Here is an 18,518-nt window from a genome sequence, read left to right on the forward strand (position 1 = left end):
GCACTCACCGGCAGCCCGTCATTGCGCGGCGGGTGCGGGCGGCATGGCACCCACGCGCACCAGCGCAGCTTCGCGCCGGCGCAGGGCAAAGGTGCTGCGCCCCACGCGCACCGCCAGTGGATCGCCACCGCCGGTGGCGCGGGCCACGACGCTGACGCGTTGCCCCGGCAAGAAGCCGATTTCCACCAGCCGCAGCAAGAGCTCGCGGTCTTCCGGTGCGGCGTCCATGTGCAGGCTGTGCACCCAGGCGTCGGCGCGCAGCGACAGGTCTGCCAAGCTGCATTCAACGGCGGCGCGGGTCGCCGCATGGTTGGGGGGCATCTGGGTCACGGTGGATTTTCCGGAAAGACAATAAGAATAGTTCTCATTTTATAAAGTTCCCGGCCACACGCGGCAGAATTTGTCCATGGATTGGCCAGCCGATCGCGGAGTTATTGCGCTGGCGCAAGCGCCGTACGCGCGGTTCGGGGCAGAGATTTGGTGAATTGTTGCGTCCAGCCGACACCACGGCGGCGCCAGCGCGCTAACTTCGTGCCATGCCAAGCCCTTGCGACAGAAAACTCTGGGATATCTCCCCGCCTGTTGGCGCGCACTCGCCCGTGTTTCCGGGCGATACGCCCTACCAGCAGCAGTGGAGCGCCACGATCACACCGGGCTGTCCGGTGAACGTAAGCGCCATCACGCTCTCGCCGCATGTGGGCGCGCATGCCGACGCGCCGCTGCACTACGACGCAGCGGGCGCGGCCATTGGCGCCGTGGCGCTGGAGCCATTTCTGGGCCGCTGCCGCGTGATCCATGCCATCGGCTGCGGCCCGCTGATCGAATGGCGCCACCTGGCGCATGCGCTGACCGACCTGCCGCCGCGCGTACTGGTGCGCACCTACGCCAAGGCGCCCGTGCAGTGGGACGCGCAGCTGGCCGCCTATGCGCCGGACACCATTGAGCGCCTGGCCGGCCTGGGCGTGCAGCTGGTGGGCATCGACACTGCCAGCATCGACCCGGCCGACAGCAAAACCCTGGAGAGCCACCAGGTGATCCGCCGCCGGGGCCTGCGGGTGCTGGAGAACCTGGTGCTGGACGAGGTGCCCGAGGGCGACTACGAGTTGATTGCGCTGCCGCTGAGGCTGGTGAATGCGGATGCTTCGCCAGTGCGGGCGGTGTTGCGGGCCTTGGATTGAGTTTTTTTGACTGTTTTTGGCCTCTAGCGCTTGATACATAAGCGCAAGAAGCTATCAAAACGAGAGTATTTTTAAAATATGACCACCTTGCAAGACTGCCGCGCGATGGATGCGCAAGACCCGCTGCGCCCTTTGCGCGCGCACTTTTCGCTGCCGGATGGCGTGATTTACCTGGACGGCAATTCCCTGGGCGTCGCACCCAAAGCTGCTGCGGCCCGTGTGGCCGAGGTGGTGGAGCAGGAATGGACGCAGGGCCTGATTCGCTCGTGGAACGACGCCGGCTGGGTCCATTTGCCTCAGCGTCTGGGTGACCAGCTTGCGCCGCTGATTGGCGCCGGGCCGGGCGAAGTGGTGTGCACCGACACCACGTCCATCAACCTCTACAAGGTGCTGAGCGCGGCACTCAACATCGTGCGCGCTGACGCGCCGGGCGTCGATACGCCAGCGCGCACCAAAGTGCTGAGCGAGCGCAGCAACTTTCCCACCGACCTCTACATTGCCGAAGGCCTGTGCCACGAACGTGGCCTGGAGCTGGTTCTGCTGGAACCCGAGGACATCGCCGCCGCGTTGCAGGACGACGTGGCCGTGCTGATGCTCACGCACGTGAACTACCGCACCGGTGCGATGCACGACATGGCCGCGATCACGGCGGCGGCGCACGCGCGCGGCATTGTCTGCGTGTGGGACCTGGCACACAGCGCGGGCGCCGTGCCCGTGGATTTGCACGCTGACGGCGCCGATTTCGTGGAATGGAGAGCGTCGAAGTCTGCCGATTTCGCCGTGGGCTGCGGCTACAAGTACCTGAACGGCGGGCCCGGCGCACCGGCCTTTGTGTGGGTGCACCCGCGCCATGCCGGCCGCACCGATCTGCCGTTCATGCAGCCGCTCTCGGGCTGGTTTGGTCACGCAGCGCCGTTTGCCTTCACGCCCGAATACCAGCCCGCTGCCGGCATTCGCCGCTTTTTGTGCGGCACGCAGCCCATCCTCAGCCTCTCGGCGCTGCAATGCGGGCTGGATGTGTTTGGCGCCGCGCAGGCCTTGGGCGGCATGGCGGCGCTGCGGGCCAAGTCGCTGGCGCTGACGGACTTGTTCATTGCGCTGGTGGAGGAACGCTGCGCCGGACACGGGCTGGGCCTGGCCACGCCGCGCGCCCATGGCGCACGCGGATCGCAGGTCTGCCTGACCAAGGACGAGGGTGCCTACGCCATCGTGCAGGCGCTGATTGCGCGCGGAGTCATTGGCGACTTCAGAAAAGGCGACGGCGCGCGCCACCCGGACATCCTGCGCTTTGGCTTCACGCCGCTGTACCTGGGTTTTGAAGACGTCTGGCATGCGGTGGAGCATCTGCGCCAGGTGCTGGAAAGCGCCGAATGGCAGCGCCCGGAATTCAAGCAAATCAACGCGGTGACCTAAATGACTTCATGCCCCTTCTCCCCCGACAGCAGCTCCGGTGGCGCGCCAGCCGATGGTGACGCAGGTGCCACCCCGGAATCCATCGTCGCCGCCGAGCGCGCCCAGCTCGATTTTCAGGGACGCATGGGCTATGGCGACTATTTGCAGCTCGACGCGATTCTGGGCGCGCAAAAGCCGCTCTCGCCGGCGCACGACGAAATGCTGTTCATCGTGCAGCACCAGACGAGCGAGCTCTGGATGAAGCTGATGCTGCACGAACTGGGCGCCGCCATCGGCCATATCGCGCAGGACGAACTGCCGCCGGCCTTCAAAAAACTGGCGCGCGTGTCCAAGATTCTGGAGCAGCTGGTGCACGCCTGGGACGTGCTGGCCACCATGACGCCGCCCGAGTACACCGCCATTCGCCCTTATCTGGGTCAGTCGAGCGGTTTTCAGAGCTACCAGTACCGCTGCATTGAGTTCGCTCTGGGCAACAAGAACGCCGCCATGCTCAAGCCACACGCGCACCACGCCGATCGCCTGGCGCAGGTGCAGGCGGCCTACCAGGCGCCCTCGCTCTACGACGAATGCCTGCGCCTGCTGGCACGCCGTGGTATTTCCGTGCCGGCCAGCCATGTCGAGCGCGACTGGACGCAGCCGTATTTGTCCGATGCCGCCGTCGAACAGGCCTGGCTCACGGTGTACCGCCAGCCCGAGCAGCACTGGGACCTGTACCAGTTGGGCGAAGAGCTGACCGACCTGGAAGACGCTTTTCGCCTGTGGCGCTTTCGCCATGTGACCACGGTGGAACGCATCATCGGCTTCAAGCGCGGCACCGGCGGCACGGGGGGCGTGAGTTATTTGCGCAAGATGCTGGACGTGGTGCTGTTCCCGGAAATCTGGGCGCTGCGGACGGACCTTTGAAGGCTGCCGCGCGGCTGCGCCGCTCGCACCCGCGACAGCCGCCATGCCAGGCTGCGTGTAGGCTGCTTCCATGCCCCAACCGCCAAGCCCACAGCCACAAGATGCCGTGCCCGCAGCGCCCACAGCCACCACGCTGTGGTTCATGCTGCTGGCACTGCTCTCGGCCTTTGCGCTGAGCCAGGCCTACCGGACGGTCACCGCCATCATGGCCACCGGACTGCAGAACGACTTTGGCCTGACCCCGGCCTCGCTGGGCGCGTTTGCCGGCTTGTTTGGTCTGTCGTTTGGCGTCACCCAGTTTTTCATGGGCATCGGCATGGATGTGTACGGCCTGCGCCGCACCGTGCTGAGCGCGTTTCCGCTGACCATCGTCGGCGCGGCGCTCTCGGCCTGGGCGCCGGGTTACCCGTGGCTGATGTTGGGGCAATTGCTGATTGGCATGGGCTGCGCACCTGCGTTTCTGGCCTGCACCGTGTTTATCTCCCGGCACTTCCCCCATGCGCGCTTTGCGTTCGTGTCGGGCGTTGCCATGGGCGTGGGTGGGCTGGGGCTGCTGTTTACCGGCACACCCCTGGCCTGGCTGGTCGCGCGCGCGGGCTGGCGCAGCGGCTTTGTGCTGCTGGCGGCGTTGTCCGCGCTGGCCTGGCTGCTGATCTGGCGCCGTGTGCACGAGCCTGCTTTGCCTAGCCCCGCGCCCGAGCGCGAGCACTGGGGCACCGCCGTGCGGCGCTTTGGCGCACTGTTTGTGCTGCCGCATTCCCTGGGCATCGTTCTGCTGGGCATGGTGGCCTACGCCTCGTTTCTGGCGCTGCGCGGGCTGTGGATCGGGCCCATGCTGATCGAGCGCTACGGCTTTACGCTGGTGGGCGCGGGAAACATGGCGGTGGCGATGTCGCTGATTTCGCTCTTCAGCCCGGCCCTGTTTGGCCGCATCGACCCCGGTCCGACGCGCAGGCGCCGTTGGGTGGTCAACTGCTCGCTCGGCATCTCGGCGCTCTACCTCGGGGTGGGCTTGGCGCCGCACGCCTGGATCAACCTTGCACTGGTGCTGGCGATTTCGGTGCTGTCGGGGTACTCCATCCTGCTCTATTCCGATGTGCGCTCGTCTTACCCGCCCGACCTGACCGGACGGGCGCTCTCGCTCTACACCATGGCGATGTTTCTGGGCGTGGGCCTGATGCAGTCACTCACCGGCTGGGTGGCCGGGTGGGCGCAAGGCCACGGAATCGAGCCCTACCGCGCCGTGATGGCCACGATTGCCGCTGCGCTGGCGCTGGGCTCGACCGCGTTTCGCTTCCTGCCGGCCTCGCCTCTGCTGCACCGGCAGAATGCGGAGCCGACACAAAATTAGTATAAAAATGGTCTCTAGCGCATATCTGCACTGCGTATATTGCTATCAAAACAAGAGTGATGCAGCCGCGACAGCACGGGCAAGAGCTACCGTGTAGGCTCCAAGGCAGCACCCGCATGTCCACTCCCCAGACACCCCCTTTGCCGCCGCAAGACGCTTGCCCACCTGCTCCGGCGCCTGCGTTGGCTGGGCGCTGGGTGATGCTGCTGGCGCTGATTGCGGGGTTTTCGCTGAGTCAGGCGTTTCGCACCGTGACCGCCATCATCGCTACCGGGCTGCAGGGCGAATTTGGCCTCTCGCCGCAAGCCCTGGGGCTGTTTGCCGGGGCTTTTGCGTTTGCCTTTGGCGGCATGCAGATGTTCATGGGCATTGGCATCGACCTGTATGGCGTGCGGCGCACGGTGCTGGTGGCGTCTCCGCTGACGATTGTGGGCGCACTGCTGTCGGCCCTGGCACCAGGCTATGGGGCCGTGCTGCTGGGACAGGTACTGATCGGCCTGGGCTGCGCGCCGGCATTTTTGGTGTGCACGGTGTTTGTTGCGCGCTATTTCGAACCCCGGCAATTCGCTTTTGTCTCAGGCCTGGCGATGGGCCTGGGCGGAATGGGCATGCTGTTTACCGGAACGCCGCTCGCCTGGCTGGTGGCACAGTGGTCCTGGCGCGCGGGTTTTATGGTGTTGGCGGGCCTGGCATTGCTGGCCTGGCTGCTGATTGCCTGGCTGGTACACGAACCCGAGGGTGCAGGGCACGGCGCACCGCCAGGCGAATCGGTGGCCGTGGCCGTGCGCAGCTACGGTGCGCTCTTTTTGCTGCCACACACGCTGGGCATTTTGCTGCTGGCACTGGTGACCTATGCGGGCTTCCTCACGCTGCGCGGGCTGTGGCTGGGCCCGGTGCTGATCGAGCGCCACCACTTCAGTCTCGTGGCCAGCGGCAACGTGGCGCTGCTGGTGTCCTTGATTTCCCTGGTAGGTCCGGCCTTGTTTGGACGCGCCGACCCCGGTCCACAACGCAGGCGCCGCTGGATCATCGGGTTCACGCTGCTGGTCGCAGCCATCTTCGCTGCGATGGCGCTGGTGCAAAGCAGCTGGGTGGACGTGGGCGGCGCGCTGCTGGTGGGCGTTCTGTCGGGCTATATCGTGCTGCAGTACGCGGACGTGCGCTCGGCCTACCCGCCCGCGCTGACTGGCCGGGCCATGGCCGTATTCACCATGGCCATGTTCCTCGGCGTTGCGCTGGCCCAGTGGCTCACCGGCGTGGCCGCTGCAGTGGCGCAAGACCACGGTGTGGAGCCGTACCGGGCGGTGTTCGGCCTGCTTGCGGCGCTGCTGCTGGGAGGCGCGGTGGCCTTCTGGCGACTTCCGGCGCCGGAAGGCACGCGCGCCTGAGACGGGTCCGGGCCGCTCTGGCAGATGGCGCAGCCCGGCTACGATCTGATCCTCTGGTTTTTTCACCCACACGCACGCCGATCCCATGCGCCAAGCCATCCTGAACCTCGAAGAATCCAAAATCCGCGAAGTGGCCAACGCCGGCATGGGGCGCGGCGACGTGCTGCCATTCTGGTTCGGCGAAAGCGACGAGGGCACGCCCGAGGTGGTGCGCGCGGCGGCCATTGCCTCGCTGCAGGCGGGCGAGACCTTTTACTCACACAACCTGGGGCTGCCCGAACTGCGCCAGGCGGTGGCCGACTATGCCAGCCGGCTGCACGGCCCGGTGGCAGTGGAGCGCATTGCCATCACCTCGGGCGGCGTCAACGCGCTCATGCTGGCGATGCAGGCGCTGATCGACGCGGGCGACGAGGTGGTGGCCGTCACCCCGGTGTGGCCCAACCTCACGGCGCAGCCGATTATTCTGGGTGCACGCCTGCGCTGCGTGGCATTGCAGCCCCAGGCGGACGGCGCCTGGACGCTCGACCTGCCCGCGCTGCTGGCGGCCATCACGCCCCAGACTCGGCTGCTGGTGGTCAACGCGCCCAACAACCCCACCGGCTGGACGCTCTCGCGCGCCGAGCAGCAGGCCATCCTGGCGCGCTGCCGCGAGACCGGCACCTGGATTCTGTCGGACGAGGTGTACGAACGCCTGTACTACGCCGGGGACACGGCCCAGGGCGCGGCGCCGTCGTTTCTGGACATTGCCGATGCACACGACCGGCTGGTGGTGGTGCAGAGCTTTTCCAAGGCCTTTCTGATGACCGGCTGGCGCCTGGGCTGGCTGACCATGCCCGCAGCAATGACACCGCAGATGGGCAAGCTGCTGGAGTTCAACACCTCGTGCGCGCCGGTCTTCGTGCAGCGCGCCGCCTTGACCGCGCTGGAGCAGACCGAATCCATCACGCCGCGCATCGTCGCCCACCTCAAGGGCTGCCGCGACACGCTGGTGCCGCTCCTGCAGGCTATCGCCGGCGTGCAGACGAGCGCGGCGCCGGGTGGCATGTACGCCTTTTTGCGCATTGCCGGCCACCGCGATTCGCTGCAACTGGCCAAGCGCCTGGTGGCCGAGGCGGGCCTCGGCCTGGCCCCCGGCATCGCCTTCGGCCCCGAGGCCGAGGGCTGGCTGCGCTGGTGCTTTGCCTCGAAGGACCGGGGCCGGCTGGTGCTGGGCGTGCAGCGCCTGGAGCGCTGGCTGGCGGCGCAGGATCAGTAGCCCTTGCTGTCGCCGTACAGCCAGGGCATATCCAGCAAGCGCGGCCCCAGCGTGCGCAGCGCCGCGTCGCGCCCCCAGCGCATCGCCCCGGTGGCGTGGAAGATGCGGCCATTGCGCGCCGAGCGCACCTGCACGCGGGCGTTGCGCTGCCAGCGGTTGAGGGCGTAGCGGCGCAGGCGCAAAGAGACCTCGACGTCGTGCATGGCGAGCGCACGCTGCAACTCGGCCGCGTCTTCAATCGCCATCCCGGCGCCCTGGGCCAGATAGGGGCGCATGGGGTGGGCGGCGTCGCCCAGCAGAGCGACGAGTCCGCGTGCCATATCGGCCGGCCCTGCCACCGGTGGCCGGTCGCACAATGGCCACAATCGCCACTGGCCCCGGCTGTGCGCCACTGCGCCGATGGCGTCCTGCAGCGCGCTGCAGGTGCCGGCCAAGGCCGATTGCACATCGGTTGCATTGGCGCTGTGGTCCCAGTTTTCCAGGTCGTCCGGTGCTTCGCCGTGCACGATGAGCACCAGGTTCTGCATCTCTCCCCGGCGCACCGGGTACTGCACCGCATGCAGGCGCGGCCCCAGCCAGGCGGTGACCTGTGATGTGCGCATGCGCTTTGGCAAGCCCCCTTGCGGCACCAGTGCGCGGTAGGCCAGGTGGCCGGAAAAACGCGGCCGCCCATCGGCCAGCAACTGGGCGCGCACCGTGCTCCACAAGCCGTCGGCACCGAGCAACGCGTCGCCTTCGATCTCTCGCCCCCTGGCGGTGCGCACCTGGACCACGCTGTTGCCGGCCTCGGCGAAGCGGTCGATGGCGACGCCCGTGTGCAGTTGCAGCGACGGTCGTTTCGACAGCGCTTCGAGCAGCAACGCATGCAGGTCGGCGCGGTGTACCGTGCCATAGGCAGCGCCGTAGCGCGCAATGGCTGCGGCGCCCAGCTCCAGCTCGGCAAGCGGCTGCCCGCTGAGTGCGCTGCGCACCTGAAGCCGCTCAGGAAACGCCGCCACTGCCTGAAACGGTTTTTGCAACCCCCAGGCCTGCAGACAGCGCACGCTGTTGGGCCCAAGCTGAATGCCGGCGCCCACTTCGCTGAAGACCGGCGCGCGCTCATACAGGCGCACGTCCCAGCCGGCATGGGTAGCCGCCAGCGCAGCCGCCAGGCCACCGATGCCGCCGCCTGCGACGAGAAGCTGCTCACTCATGCGCAGCGCTCGCGCACTCGGGCCATCGGGTCTGCTGCTGCGCCTGCCACCGCCTCAAACTTCAAGCAGCTGGCCGAGGACGAAGGGCAAAATGCCGCCGGCCTGGTAGTAGTCGATTTCAATGGGGGTGTCGATGCGCAGCGTCACCAGCACCTCCTTGCGCGAACCGTCGGCCCGGTGGATCACCAGGCGCGTGTCGCTGCGCGGCGTGAGCGCGGGATCGGGCAGCACGTCGATGCGCTCGTTCCCCTGCAGCCCCAGCGACTCCCACGTATCTTTGCCCTTGAACTGCAGCGGCAACACCCCCATGCCCACCAGATTGGACCGGTGGATGCGCTCGAAGCTCTTTGCCACCACGGCCTTGATGCCCAGCAACTGCGTGCCCTTGGCCGCCCAGTCGCGGCTGGAACCCGTGCCGTATTCCTCGCCGGCAAAGACCACGGTGGGCGTGTCCTCGGCCATGTACTGCATGGCGGCGTCGAAGATGAACATCTTGGAGCCCTGCAGCGGGCCGTCGTTCTGGTAGAGCGTGATGCCGCCCTCCTCGCGCGAGCCATCGGCCGTGGGCGGCACCATCAGGTTCTTGATGCGCACGTTGGCAAAGGTGCCGCGCATCATCACGTCGTGGTTGCCGCGTCGCGAGCCGTAGCTGTTGAAGTCCTGCTTCATCACACCGTGCTGCAGCAGCCATTGGCCGGCCGCCGAGCTTTCCTTGATGGAGCCGGCAGGCGAGATGTGGTCGGTGGTGATGGAGTCGCCAAACAGCGCCATGATGCGTGCGCCCAGCACGTTGGGAAGTTTTGGCTCATTTTGGCCGCTAGCGCTTGCTGCACCTGTCTTGTTTGCTCCGTTTTTTGCAATGAAATCAAAGAAAAACGGGGGTTCGGCAATGTAGGTGCTCTTGGGCCATTCGTAGGTCATGCCCGTGCCGCCGTTGATGCGCTCCCAGAGCTTGCCCGGCTCGCTGGCAATGCGCGCGTAGTTTTCGCGGAAGGCCTTGCCCTTCATGGCGTACTTCATCAGCGCCTGCACCTCTTCGCTGGTCGGCCAGATATCGCCCAGGTACACATCCTTGCCTCCCTTGCCCTTGCCCACGGGCTCGGTCATCAGGTCGGTCAGCACGGTGCCGGCAATGGCGTAGGCCACCACCAGCGGCGGGCTGGCCAAAAAGTTGGCCTTGATGTTGGGGTGGATGCGTGCCTCGAAATTGCGGTTGCCCGAGAGCACCGCAGAGCAGATCAGGTCGTTGTGTGTAATCACCTCGTTGATCTCTGAGGTGAGGTCGCCCGAGTTGCCGATACAGGTGGTGCAGCCATAGCCGACCACGTCGAAGCCCAACTTCTGCAGGTAGGGCAGCAGACCGGTTTCGGTGAGGTATTCGGTCACGATGCGCGAACCGGGGGCCAGCGAGGTCTTGATGTGCGGCTTGACCTTGAGCCCCGCCTCCACCGCCTTCTTGGCCAGCAGGCCGGCAGCCAGCAAAACGCTGGGGTTGGAGGTGTTGGTGCAACTGGTGATGGCGGCAATCAGCACGTCGCCGTTGCCGATGGAAATATCGGTGCCGCGTGGCGTGATGCTGTGGCCCTCGGAATGCGCCGCCATGCGCAAGGGTTTGTTGGATTTCATTTCCTCCAGGAAGCGGGGCGAGCCCTCGGGAACATGTTTGTCGAGCGGCGTCGGCTCTCCGCCCACTTGCTCGCCCGCGCGGATATGAAAGCGCGTGTGCAGCAGCTCGGCCGGCCGGTTGAAGCCCGTCTGGGCATTGGGCTCGCTGAACAGATTGGCAAACTGCGAACTGAGATTGCCCAGCTCGATGCGGTCTTGTGGGCGCTTGGGGCCGGCCACGCTGGGCGTGACGCTACCGAGGTCCAGCCGCACCACCTCTGAATAATCGATGTCTCCGGCAGACGGCACGCCAAACAAGCCCTGGGCACGGAAGTAGGCTTCAAACGCCTCGATTTCGGCTTTGGTGCGTCCCGTGCCACGGAAGTATTCAACGGTTTTCTCGTCCACCGGGAAAAATCCCATGGTGGCGCCGTATTCGGGCGACATGTTGCCGAGGGTGGCGCGGTCGGGAACAGAGAGCGAACGAGTGCCTTCGCCGAAGTATTCAACGAACTTGCCCACCACTTTGTGGCTGCGCATCAGCTCGGTCACCGTGAGCACCAGATCGGTGGCGGTGACGCCCTCGCGAAGTTTCCCCGTAAGTTCCACCCCGACCACGTCGGGCGTAAGCATGTAGAGCGGCTGGCCCAGCATGGCGGCTTCGGCCTCAATACCGCCCACGCCCCAGCCGACCACACCGATGCCGTTGATCATGGTGGTGTGGCTGTCGGTGCCCACCAGCGTGTCGGGGTAGTACACCTTGTCTTTGGTCTTGTGCACACCGCGCGCCAGATATTCCAGATTGACCTGGTGCACGATGCCAAAGCCCGGTGGCACCACGCCCAACGTGTCAAAGGCCTGCATGCCCCATTTCATGAATTCGTAGCGCTCGCGGTTGCGCTGGAATTCCAGTTTCATATTCAGGTCAAGCGCGCTTTTCTTTCCGTAGTAGTCGACCATGATGGAGTGGTCCACCACCAGATCCACTGGCACCAGGGGCTGAATTTTGCGGGCGCTCTTGCCGCACTGGATGGCGGCACTGCGCATGGCGGCCAAATCCACCAGCAGCGGCACGCCGGTGAAATCCTGCAGCACCACGCGCGAGACGACAAAGGGTATTTCTTCTGTACGGGGTGCCTGTGGAGCCCATTGCGCAAGTTCGGCGACATGTTCGGGGGCCACCTTGCGGCCATCGCAATTGCGCAGCACCGATTCGAGCACGATGCGAATGGAGACCGGAAGGCGCTTGATTCCCGGATACTGCCGGGCCAACGCAGGCAGCGAATAGAACTGCCCTTCCTTGCCCGATGCGGTCTTGAATCGCTTGAGCGTGGACGCGAAAGCATGTCGTGCGGGGCGTGGGGTGCTGGCCATGGGACTCTCCTGTGTAAAGCGGTGACCCATGCATTCTGGCAGCCTGCGCAAAGCCGCGTGAACTGCTTTGGCTCCAGGCCGCTGACTGCAGGGGTATGCAGGGGCACGCAAAGCGCCGATGCGGCGTCAGAAATGCATAAGTCCGCCGCAGCGGACTTATGCCAGCACGCCGTACGGCGTGAAAATCCAATTCAGATGGCGAATTGCTCGCGATTTTGATCCTGAATCCAGCGCGGTGCCTTGCCTCGGCCCGTCCAGGTCTGTCCGGTGGCTGGATTGCGGTATTTTGGCGCCACCTTGGTGCCGCTGCTGGAACTGCGCGCACGGCCGCTGGGAAATACATCTTGCGGCGTCAAACCAAATTCGGTCACCAGCGCACGCACCTGAGAAACGGCACCGGCCAGCTCTTGTTGTCGCGCCTGGTTGATTTGTTGGTCCAGCGCTTCACGTTGCTTAACGAGCTCTTTGTAACTTTGCATGGTTTTTCAAATGGGTGGGTTGAGGGAAGGCCCATTATAGAAACAGATTTCCGCAGGTGTGTAAACACGGTACTTGATTTTCCAATTTTTTTACACTCATAAACCGCACCAAGATGGTGCATTGGATTTCTCTAGAACACTGCTTCATACAAAGAAGGGGCAACAGAGCGCTATACCGACTCCAGATCCGATTTGCCCTCTGGCTGACGCCGGGCTTGCACGCGATCGATGCGCCGCCCCTCCAGCGCGAGCACCTCGAATATCCAGCCTGCACAGACGATGCTGGCGCCTGCCTCAGGCAAACTTCCCCATTCGGCCATCAATAATCCGGCCAAGGTGTTGTAACGCCCACGATCTTCATCCGGCAACTCGGATATATCCAGCCGCGCCTTCAATTCTTCAATCGGCATCTGGCCTTCCAGCAGCCAACTGCCATCGTCCTGCTCCACGGCCCAGGCGTCCATGTCTGCATCGGGCTGCAATTCGCCGGTAATCGCTTCAAGCAAATCGCGCGGCGTCATGATTCCCTGCACCACGCCATATTCGTCAACCACAAATATGAGGCGCGCCCGGCGAGCGCGAAATTGCTCCAGAAGTTCCATTCCGGTAAGCGTTTCAGGCAAATACGCTGCCGGCTCCACATATTCGCCAATCAAACCCGGCGCCTGCCATCCAAGCTCGAGCAGGCGCGCAATGCTGACCATACCCACGACGTCGTCGAGCGAACCACGGCAAACCGGATACCAGGAATGCGCCCCCTTTTCGCCTGCGCTGCTCGCGTGCTGCAAAGCCTCAGCCACGGTATGGCTGGCATCGAGCCACTGCACCTCGCTGCGCGGCACCATGAGCGAGGTGAGGTTGCGGTCGTCAAGGCGAAAGACGTTTTGCACCATCTGGTGTTCGTGGTGCTCGATGACGCCTGCGTCGCGGCCCTCGGCCAGGCTGGCGCTGATTTCTTCTTCCGTCACGGGGCGGCCAGCGTCGTTGTCCACGCGCAGCAGCTTGAGAACGCCCTGCGTGGAGAGCGAAAGCAGGCGCACGAAGGGCCGGGCCACGCGCGCCACCCAGGTCATGGGGCGGGCCATCAAGCGGGAGACGGCTTCGGGGTAGAGCTGGCCAATGCGCTTGGGCACCAGCTCGCCAAACACGATGGTGATGAAGGTGATGATGGTGACGACCACCGCCGTGGCCGTGATGCTGGCCGCACTGTCGGGAAGGCCCCAGTGCACCAGCGAGCGCGCCAGCGCATCGCTGAAGGCCGCTTCGCCCAGAATGCCGTTGATCATGCCGATCGACGTGATACCCACCTGAACCGACGAGAGAAACTGCGTGGGGTCCTCAAGGAGCGCCAGCGCCGCCTGGGCCGACTTGTCGCCGGCCTGTGCCATAGCTGCGAGCTTGGACTTTCGGCTCGATGCGAGCGCCAGTTCGGACATGGCAAAAGCGCCGTTGAGCAGAGTCAGCAGCGCAATGATCAGAAAATTCATGAAACCGAAGGGGGCAAGGACACGATGGCACTTTACTGTATAGGCGATCTGCAGGGCTGCGATCAGGCGCTGGAACGCCTGCTTGAGCAGATTGATTTCTCGGCCAGCCGCGATACCGCGCTGCTGCTGGGCGATCTGGTGAACCGCGGCCCGGCTTCGCTGGCGGTGCTGCGCCGCTGCAAGGCCGCTGATGGCGCCTTGCTGAGCCTGCTGGGCAACCACGATCTGCACCTGCTCGCTGTGGCGGCCGGTGTGCGCGCGCCGTCGCGGCGCGACACGCTGGCCGAAGTGCTGGCAGCGCCTGATTGCCAAGTGCTGCTGGGTTGGCTGCGCGAGCAGCCGCTGGCGCGCAGCCATGGGCACGGCGGCGCGCGTCTGCTCGCGGTCCACGCCGGGGTTCTGCCCGACTGGAGCAAAGAAGACACACTGGCCCTGGCCGCCGAGGTAGAGCAGGAACTGCGTGGCCCTGGCCATGTACCGTTCCTGCGCGAGATGTACGGCAACCATCCCACGGCCTGGGACAAGGCATTGCAGGGCAGCGAACGGCTGCGCGTGATCGTCAACGGCTTGACGCGGCTGCGCTTTTGCACGCCCGATGGGGCCATGGATTTTTCCAGCAACGAATCGGCAAAGACCGCGCCGCCCGGCCTGCTGCCCTGGTTTGACGTGCCGGGGCGGCGCACCGCCGGGGTGCTGGTGGCCTTTGGGCATTGGTCCACATTGGGCAAGCTCGACCGCAGCGATCTGCTGGGGCTCGATACCGGCTGTGTCTGGGGCGGTTGCCTGAGCGCGGTGCGCTTTGGCGAGAATCTGGCACAGCGCGAATGGCTGCAGGTCCCTTGCCCGCAGGCACAGCAACCGGGTTGATTACTATTAAAAAGAGAGCATATAACGCTTACTGAATAAGCGCTAGAGGCCATTTTTATCTGAAATCAACTCTCGTTCACTGGCTCAGGGGCAGGCGGCGACTTGAACAGCGCAGCCACCATGCGGCGCTGCTTGATATTGGGTGAACTGCTGCTGCGCGCCGGGCGCGCCGGGGCCTCCCAGCCGGGCGCTTGGCTCTCTGCCGGGGCCTCGTAGGGCTTGTCGAAGAAGGGGTCGCGCGAGACCGGCGCGGGTCGAAAACCGCCACGCGAACGCCCTGCACGCTCCGGGTGGGTGGCGCGCGGCGCACTGGCGCCCTCTTCGGCCTCGTGCCAGACGCGCCGGCCGTCGTTGAAGCGGCCCTGCGGGCGCTCGTTGTCGTATTCGATGGCCTCGATCTCGATCTTGGTCTTGAGGAGCTTCTCGATGTCGGCTACCAGGCGCGTATCGCTGCCCGAAACCAGGGTGACAGCAAGCCCCGATGCCCCTGCGCGGCCGGTGCGGCCAATGCGGTGCACATAGTCTTCGGCGTTGAACGGCACGTCGAAGTTGAAAACCGCCGGCACGTCCTTGATGTCCAGGCCTCGCGCGGCAACGTCGGTGCAGACCAGCAAATCGACTTCGCCGCTCTTGAAGGCTTCCAGGGCCTTGAGACGCTCGTCCTGGCTTTTGTCGCCATGCAGCGCCGTGGTCTTGAGGCCTTCGCGCTCCAGGCTGCGCGCCAGACGGGCGCAGCCGAGCTTGCTGTTGACGAAGATGAAGGCCTGCTTGATGCCCCGGCTCTTAAGCACCTGGTGGATGGCGCGGCGCTTGTCGTCGTCGCCCGCGCTGTAGAAATGCTGCTCGACAGTGGAAGCCGTTTCGTTCGGCCGCGCCACTTCGATGGTGACCGGGTTTTGCAGGTAGCTGCCCGCCAGGCGCTTGATCTCGGGCGAGAAGGTGGCGCTGAACAAGAGCGTGGTGCGCTGCTTGGGCAGGTAGGAGAGGATGCGCTGCAGGTCGGGCAGGAAGCCGATGTCGAGCATGCGGTCGGCTTCGTCGAGCACCACGTACTCCACTTGGTTGAGCACCGCGTTCTTGGCTTCGATGTGGTCCAGCAGGCGACCGGGCGTGGCAACCAGGATTTCCACGCCTTTTTTCAGCTCCAGCGTCTGCGGCTTCATGTCCATGCCGCCAAACACCACGGTGCTGCGCAGCTTGGTGTACTTGGCGTAGAGCGCTACCTGCTGCGCGACCTGGTCGGCCAGCTCGCGCGTGGGCAGCAGCACCAGGGCGCGCACCGGGTGGCGGGCTGGCGAGGTGGAACTGCTCTCATGCTTGAGCAGACGCTGCAGAAGCGGCAGGGAAAACGCGGCGGTTTTGCCGGTGCCGGTCTGGGCCGCGCCCATCACATCCTGGCCCGTGAGCACCACCGGGATGGCCTGCTCCTGAATGGGGGTCATGGATTCGTAGCCCATTTCGGCTACGGCGCGTGCCAGCGGTTCTGCCAGCGAAAGATTGGAAAAGGAACTGGTCATTAAGGCGACGCTGAATATGTCTGCGCGATGCGGCGCGCCCTGGATCGGGATGGGCTGCAAGGCGCAAACCACAGCGATAGCCGCAGCTATCGCGAGGATTTGCAACGCCGCAGACCGTCCCGAGCCAGGGATGCGCCGTGCGCGAGGGGCTGTTCAGCGTTGCCTAAGCCCTCTATTGTCGCACTGCAAGGCGGAAATGGGGTTTTTTGCCCACAGCCGGCGGATCCAGACGCCGTGCCGCTCCTGAATAAAGGGCATTTTTGGCCCCTCAAACCGCCCTTGTTTTCTATTGCTCCAGCACGGAGCGCAACTGCCGCGTGGTTGCGGCCAGGCGCCGTGCCCCCATCTGGGCCAGGTTTTCCATAAGGAGCAGGCCCGCTTCAGGGTACTGGCGCGCCCAACCGTCGAAATGTTCGCGCGGCAGCCGCATCAACTGCGCCGTACCCCGCTCGGCACCGGCGCTGGCGCTTCGCTCGGCACCATTGAGGAAGGCCATCTCGCCAAACACCATGCCCGGCCCCACGGTGGCCAGGCGCAGGCCGCGCTCGGGTGGCCACTGCGTGCTCAGGGTGATATGGCCCGAGACGACCACCAGCAGATCGCGGTCGCTGTCACCTGCATTGAACACCACGCCCTGCACGGGGACCGCCAGAGGCAGCAGCAAGGCCTCCAGAGCGCGGCGGGCCTGGACGTGCATGCCCTCGCCGATCTCGCCCAACGGATCGCTGCCACCACGCGGTGGACGCAGGCCCATCGGCCGCTGGGCAAGAATGGCCACCTCGGCCCATTCCAGGGCACGGTCCAGATCGGCAAAGGCGCGCACGCCGGCGCCGGCGTGCGCCGCCGCCAAACTGTCGAGCGTGGCCACTGCGGCGGCGACACCCTGCTGTTCGAGATCGCGGAGCAAGGCGCGCAACTGCGCCAGGGCGGTGCTGTCCCACGCGGGCACCCGGCCTGCATCCAGAATCACCCAGCGGTGGCGCGGCAGCAGGTGCAGGCGAACTTGCTCAGACATGTGCGCAGCAACGCCAAACGACATGACCCCCTGCAACTCGAACACCGCCACCTGATTCATGCGCGGGGACACCCAGCCGTCCGATGCGGCGCGACGCAAGCGGCGCGAGCGCAGTTCGCCGTCGAGCCGCACGTGGCGCAGCACCTTGGCGGCCGAATCGCGCAGCAGCACAAAAGTGGCTACCACCAAACCGGTCACCAGCGCTCCGACCCCACCCAGCACGGCAAACACCAGGCCCACCAGCCAGCTTTGCGCCCAGGTAGGGCGCGAGCTGCGGGCGTATTGGGCCGACCACATGAGGCGCGGCACCTGCATCAAGCCGGCCAGGACCAAGCCGCCAGACAGGCAGGCCATGGGCACCCAGTGCAGCCACCAAGGGCCGGTCAGCGCCACACCCAGCATGATGGCCGCGTGCAGCTGCGGGCCGTGGCCCTTTGTCCCGGACTCGGCCAGCACGATGCGTGAGCGCGAGGCACTGGTGGATGCAGGGATCATGCCGGCCAGCGCGCACACCATGCCCAGCAGGCTCTCGCGTCGCAAAGCGGCATTGGCGTTGCCGCGCAGGCCGTGCTCCAGCTCCAGCTCCTGGTTGAAGATGAGGATTTCCAGGCTGTTGACCAGCGCCATCAACAGCGCAAGCACCAGCAGTGCCTGGCCTTGCTGCTGCACCACGGCCAGCCAGGGAATACCGCTCCAGTCGGGCCACAGCGGCCCGGCAAACGCACTGGGGGGTGCCGCCGGAACGAACACCGCCCCCAAGCCCATGCCCCACAACGTAGCCAGTGCCACAGCAAGCGCCACCACGGCCACCGCCGTCAGCAGGCCTGGCACACGGGGCCAGCGTCCACGCAGCCACCAGGCCAGCCCCACCACGGCCAGCGCCGCCAGGGCATGCCAGCCCATGCGCACGTCGGCGAGCGACCCACTGCCAAAGCCGCTGCGCACCTGGCCTGCCACCATCGACAGCCCCACCCCGGCCGCAAAGCCGTGTGTGACCGAAATGGGAAGGAAACGCGCCACGGACGCCATGCGCAGAACGCCCAGCAGCCACTGAAAAACAAAGGCCAGCGCCACCGTGGCTCCGGTGACCGCGAGCACCTGGCGCGCGCTCAGGCCCAGGCTGGGCGCCGCTCCATACACGGTGGCCAGCACAGCTGCAAACAGCAGCGCAACCACGGTGGTGGGCGCATACACGACGCCCGGACGCGGCGCCGCCAGGGTGAGCAACAGACCAGGGAGTGCGGCCGACCACAGCGCCAGCGCAGCCAGAGAATAGTCACCCGCCAGGGGCGCAAACGCCAGCAGCCCCAGCCCCACGGCGTGCGGCACGGTAACGGCCGCAGCCGACCAGGCAGCGGCCATGCCCGAGGGCGGCGGAGCGGCACCCTGCGGCGGCACTTGAACCAGGCCCTGGCCTGAGCGGCGGCGGCGCAACGGGCGAGAAAGTGCACTCGGCATGGGATGAGCCCGTGTCGGCGGCGCTGTATCAGGAT

General features: G+C 65.6%; 14 protein-coding genes. 7 read left to right on the forward strand and 7 right to left on the reverse strand.

Features of this window, described 5'->3' with window-relative positions:
• Positions 1-18: 18 nt before the first annotated feature.
• Entirely contained in the window at positions 19-321 is a 303-nt protein-coding gene (locus C6571_RS03525) for a FeoA family protein (protein ID WP_106445465.1), read from the reverse strand.
• Positions 322-536: 215 nt separating this feature from the next.
• On the opposite strand from C6571_RS03525, the gene kynB reads away from it, so the two are divergent.
• The 6 genes from kynB (at position 537) to C6571_RS03555 (ending at position 7,488) form a co-directional block, all read left to right on the forward strand.
• Positions 537-1,178 (forward strand): arylformamidase, encoded by a 642-nt coding sequence (kynB, locus tag C6571_RS03530; protein ID WP_106445466.1) that lies wholly within the window; start codon positions 537-539, stop codon positions 1,176-1,178.
• A 78-nt stretch (positions 1,179-1,256) separates the two neighbouring features.
• Positions 1,257-2,591: a kynureninase gene (gene kynU, locus C6571_RS03535; RefSeq protein WP_106445467.1), complete on the forward strand. Its 1,335-nt coding sequence runs from the start codon at positions 1,257-1,259 to the stop codon at positions 2,589-2,591.
• Entirely contained in the window at positions 2,592-3,494 is a 903-nt protein-coding gene (kynA, locus tag C6571_RS03540; protein WP_106445468.1) for a tryptophan 2,3-dioxygenase, read from the forward strand. It abuts the gene before it with no gap.
• A gap of 70 nt (positions 3,495-3,564) precedes the next feature.
• Positions 3,565-4,845 carry an MFS transporter gene (locus tag C6571_RS03545; RefSeq protein WP_106445469.1) on the forward strand — a complete coding sequence of 427 codons (1,281 nt, stop codon included), beginning with the start codon at positions 3,565-3,567 and terminating at the stop codon, positions 4,843-4,845.
• A gap of 116 nt (positions 4,846-4,961) precedes the next feature.
• Positions 4,962-6,233: an MFS transporter gene (locus tag C6571_RS03550; protein WP_420852910.1), complete on the forward strand. Its 1,272-nt coding sequence runs from the start codon at positions 4,962-4,964 to the stop codon at positions 6,231-6,233.
• Between the two features lie 85 nt (positions 6,234-6,318).
• Positions 6,319-7,488, forward strand: coding sequence for a pyridoxal phosphate-dependent aminotransferase (locus C6571_RS03555; protein WP_106445470.1), 1,170 nt, complete (start codon positions 6,319-6,321; stop codon positions 7,486-7,488).
• Here C6571_RS03555 and C6571_RS03560 read toward each other — a convergent pair.
• The 4 genes from C6571_RS03560 to C6571_RS03575 form a co-directional block, all read right to left on the reverse strand.
• Positions 7,482-8,681: an FAD-dependent monooxygenase gene (locus C6571_RS03560; RefSeq protein ID WP_106445471.1), complete on the reverse strand. Its 1,200-nt coding sequence runs from the start codon at positions 8,679-8,681 to the stop codon at positions 7,482-7,484. The two genes, C6571_RS03555 and C6571_RS03560, sit on opposite strands and share 7 nt — an antisense overlap.
• 54 nt (positions 8,682-8,735) lie before the next feature.
• A complete protein-coding gene (locus C6571_RS03565; protein WP_106445472.1) occupies positions 8,736-11,660 on the reverse strand; it encodes an aconitate hydratase in 2,925 nt (974 codons plus the stop codon).
• Positions 11,661-11,851: 191 nt separating this feature from the next.
• The gene (locus C6571_RS03570; RefSeq protein WP_106445473.1) at positions 11,852-12,139 is read right to left on the reverse strand and encodes an H-NS histone family protein; all 288 of its coding nucleotides are present in this window, start codon (positions 12,137-12,139) and stop codon (positions 11,852-11,854) included.
• Between the two features lie 170 nt (positions 12,140-12,309).
• Positions 12,310-13,626, reverse strand: coding sequence for a hemolysin family protein (locus C6571_RS03575; protein WP_106445474.1), 1,317 nt, complete (start codon positions 13,624-13,626; stop codon positions 12,310-12,312).
• Between the two features lie 24 nt (positions 13,627-13,650).
• On the opposite strand from C6571_RS03575, the gene C6571_RS03580 reads away from it, so the two are divergent.
• Positions 13,651-14,493 (forward strand): symmetrical bis(5'-nucleosyl)-tetraphosphatase, encoded by an 843-nt coding sequence (locus C6571_RS03580; RefSeq protein WP_106445475.1) that lies wholly within the window; start codon positions 13,651-13,653, stop codon positions 14,491-14,493.
• Between the two features lie 65 nt (positions 14,494-14,558).
• Here the strand turns inward: C6571_RS03580 and C6571_RS03585 are convergent, their stop codons facing one another.
• Both C6571_RS03585 and C6571_RS03590 read right to left on the reverse strand, forming a co-directional pair.
• Complete coding sequence (locus C6571_RS03585; protein ID WP_106445476.1) at positions 14,559-16,010, reverse strand: DEAD/DEAH box helicase; 1,452 nt, start codon at positions 16,008-16,010, stop codon at positions 14,559-14,561.
• 286 nt (positions 16,011-16,296) lie between these two features.
• Positions 16,297-18,483: a SulP family inorganic anion transporter gene (locus C6571_RS03590; RefSeq protein WP_106445477.1), complete on the reverse strand. Its 2,187-nt coding sequence runs from the start codon at positions 18,481-18,483 to the stop codon at positions 16,297-16,299.
• Between the last annotated feature and the right edge of the window lie 35 nt (positions 18,484-18,518).

The organism is Simplicispira suum (genome assembly GCF_003008595.1).
GTDB lineage: Bacteria > Pseudomonadota > Gammaproteobacteria > Burkholderiales > Burkholderiaceae_C > Simplicispira > Simplicispira suum.

Bases quoted from the DNA above. Each gene is read 5' to 3' on its own strand.
- C6571_RS03565 (WP_106445472.1), bottom strand. From the start codon at position 11,660: ATGGCCAGCACCCCACGCCCCGCACGACATGCTTTCGCGTCCACGCTC.
- C6571_RS03575 (WP_106445474.1), bottom strand. From the start codon at position 13,626: ATGAATTTTCTGATCATTGCGCTGCTGACTCTGCTCAACGGCGCTTTT.
- C6571_RS03560 (WP_106445471.1), bottom strand. From the start codon at position 8,681: ATGAGTGAGCAGCTTCTCGTCGCAGGCGGCGGCATCGGTGGCCTGGCG.
- C6571_RS03525 (WP_106445465.1), bottom strand. From the start codon at position 321: ATGCCCCCCAACCATGCGGCGACCCGCGCCGCCGTTGAATGCAGCTTG.
- C6571_RS03570 (WP_106445473.1), bottom strand. From the start codon at position 12,139: ATGCAAAGTTACAAAGAGCTCGTTAAGCAACGTGAAGCGCTGGACCAA.
- kynA (WP_106445468.1), top strand. From the start codon at position 2,592: ATGACTTCATGCCCCTTCTCCCCCGACAGCAGCTCCGGTGGCGCGCCA.
- C6571_RS03590 (WP_106445477.1), bottom strand. From the start codon at position 18,483: ATGCCGAGTGCACTTTCTCGCCCGTTGCGCCGCCGCCGCTCAGGCCAG.
- C6571_RS03550 (WP_420852910.1), top strand. From the start codon at position 4,962: ATGTCCACTCCCCAGACACCCCCTTTGCCGCCGCAAGACGCTTGCCCA.
- kynU (WP_106445467.1), top strand. From the start codon at position 1,257: ATGACCACCTTGCAAGACTGCCGCGCGATGGATGCGCAAGACCCGCTG.
- C6571_RS03545 (WP_106445469.1), top strand. From the start codon at position 3,565: ATGCCCCAACCGCCAAGCCCACAGCCACAAGATGCCGTGCCCGCAGCG.
- kynB (WP_106445466.1), top strand. From the start codon at position 537: ATGCCAAGCCCTTGCGACAGAAAACTCTGGGATATCTCCCCGCCTGTT.
- C6571_RS03585 (WP_106445476.1), bottom strand. From the start codon at position 16,010: ATGACCAGTTCCTTTTCCAATCTTTCGCTGGCAGAACCGCTGGCACGC.
- C6571_RS03580 (WP_106445475.1), top strand. From the start codon at position 13,651: ATGGCACTTTACTGTATAGGCGATCTGCAGGGCTGCGATCAGGCGCTG.
- C6571_RS03555 (WP_106445470.1), top strand. From the start codon at position 6,319: ATGCGCCAAGCCATCCTGAACCTCGAAGAATCCAAAATCCGCGAAGTG.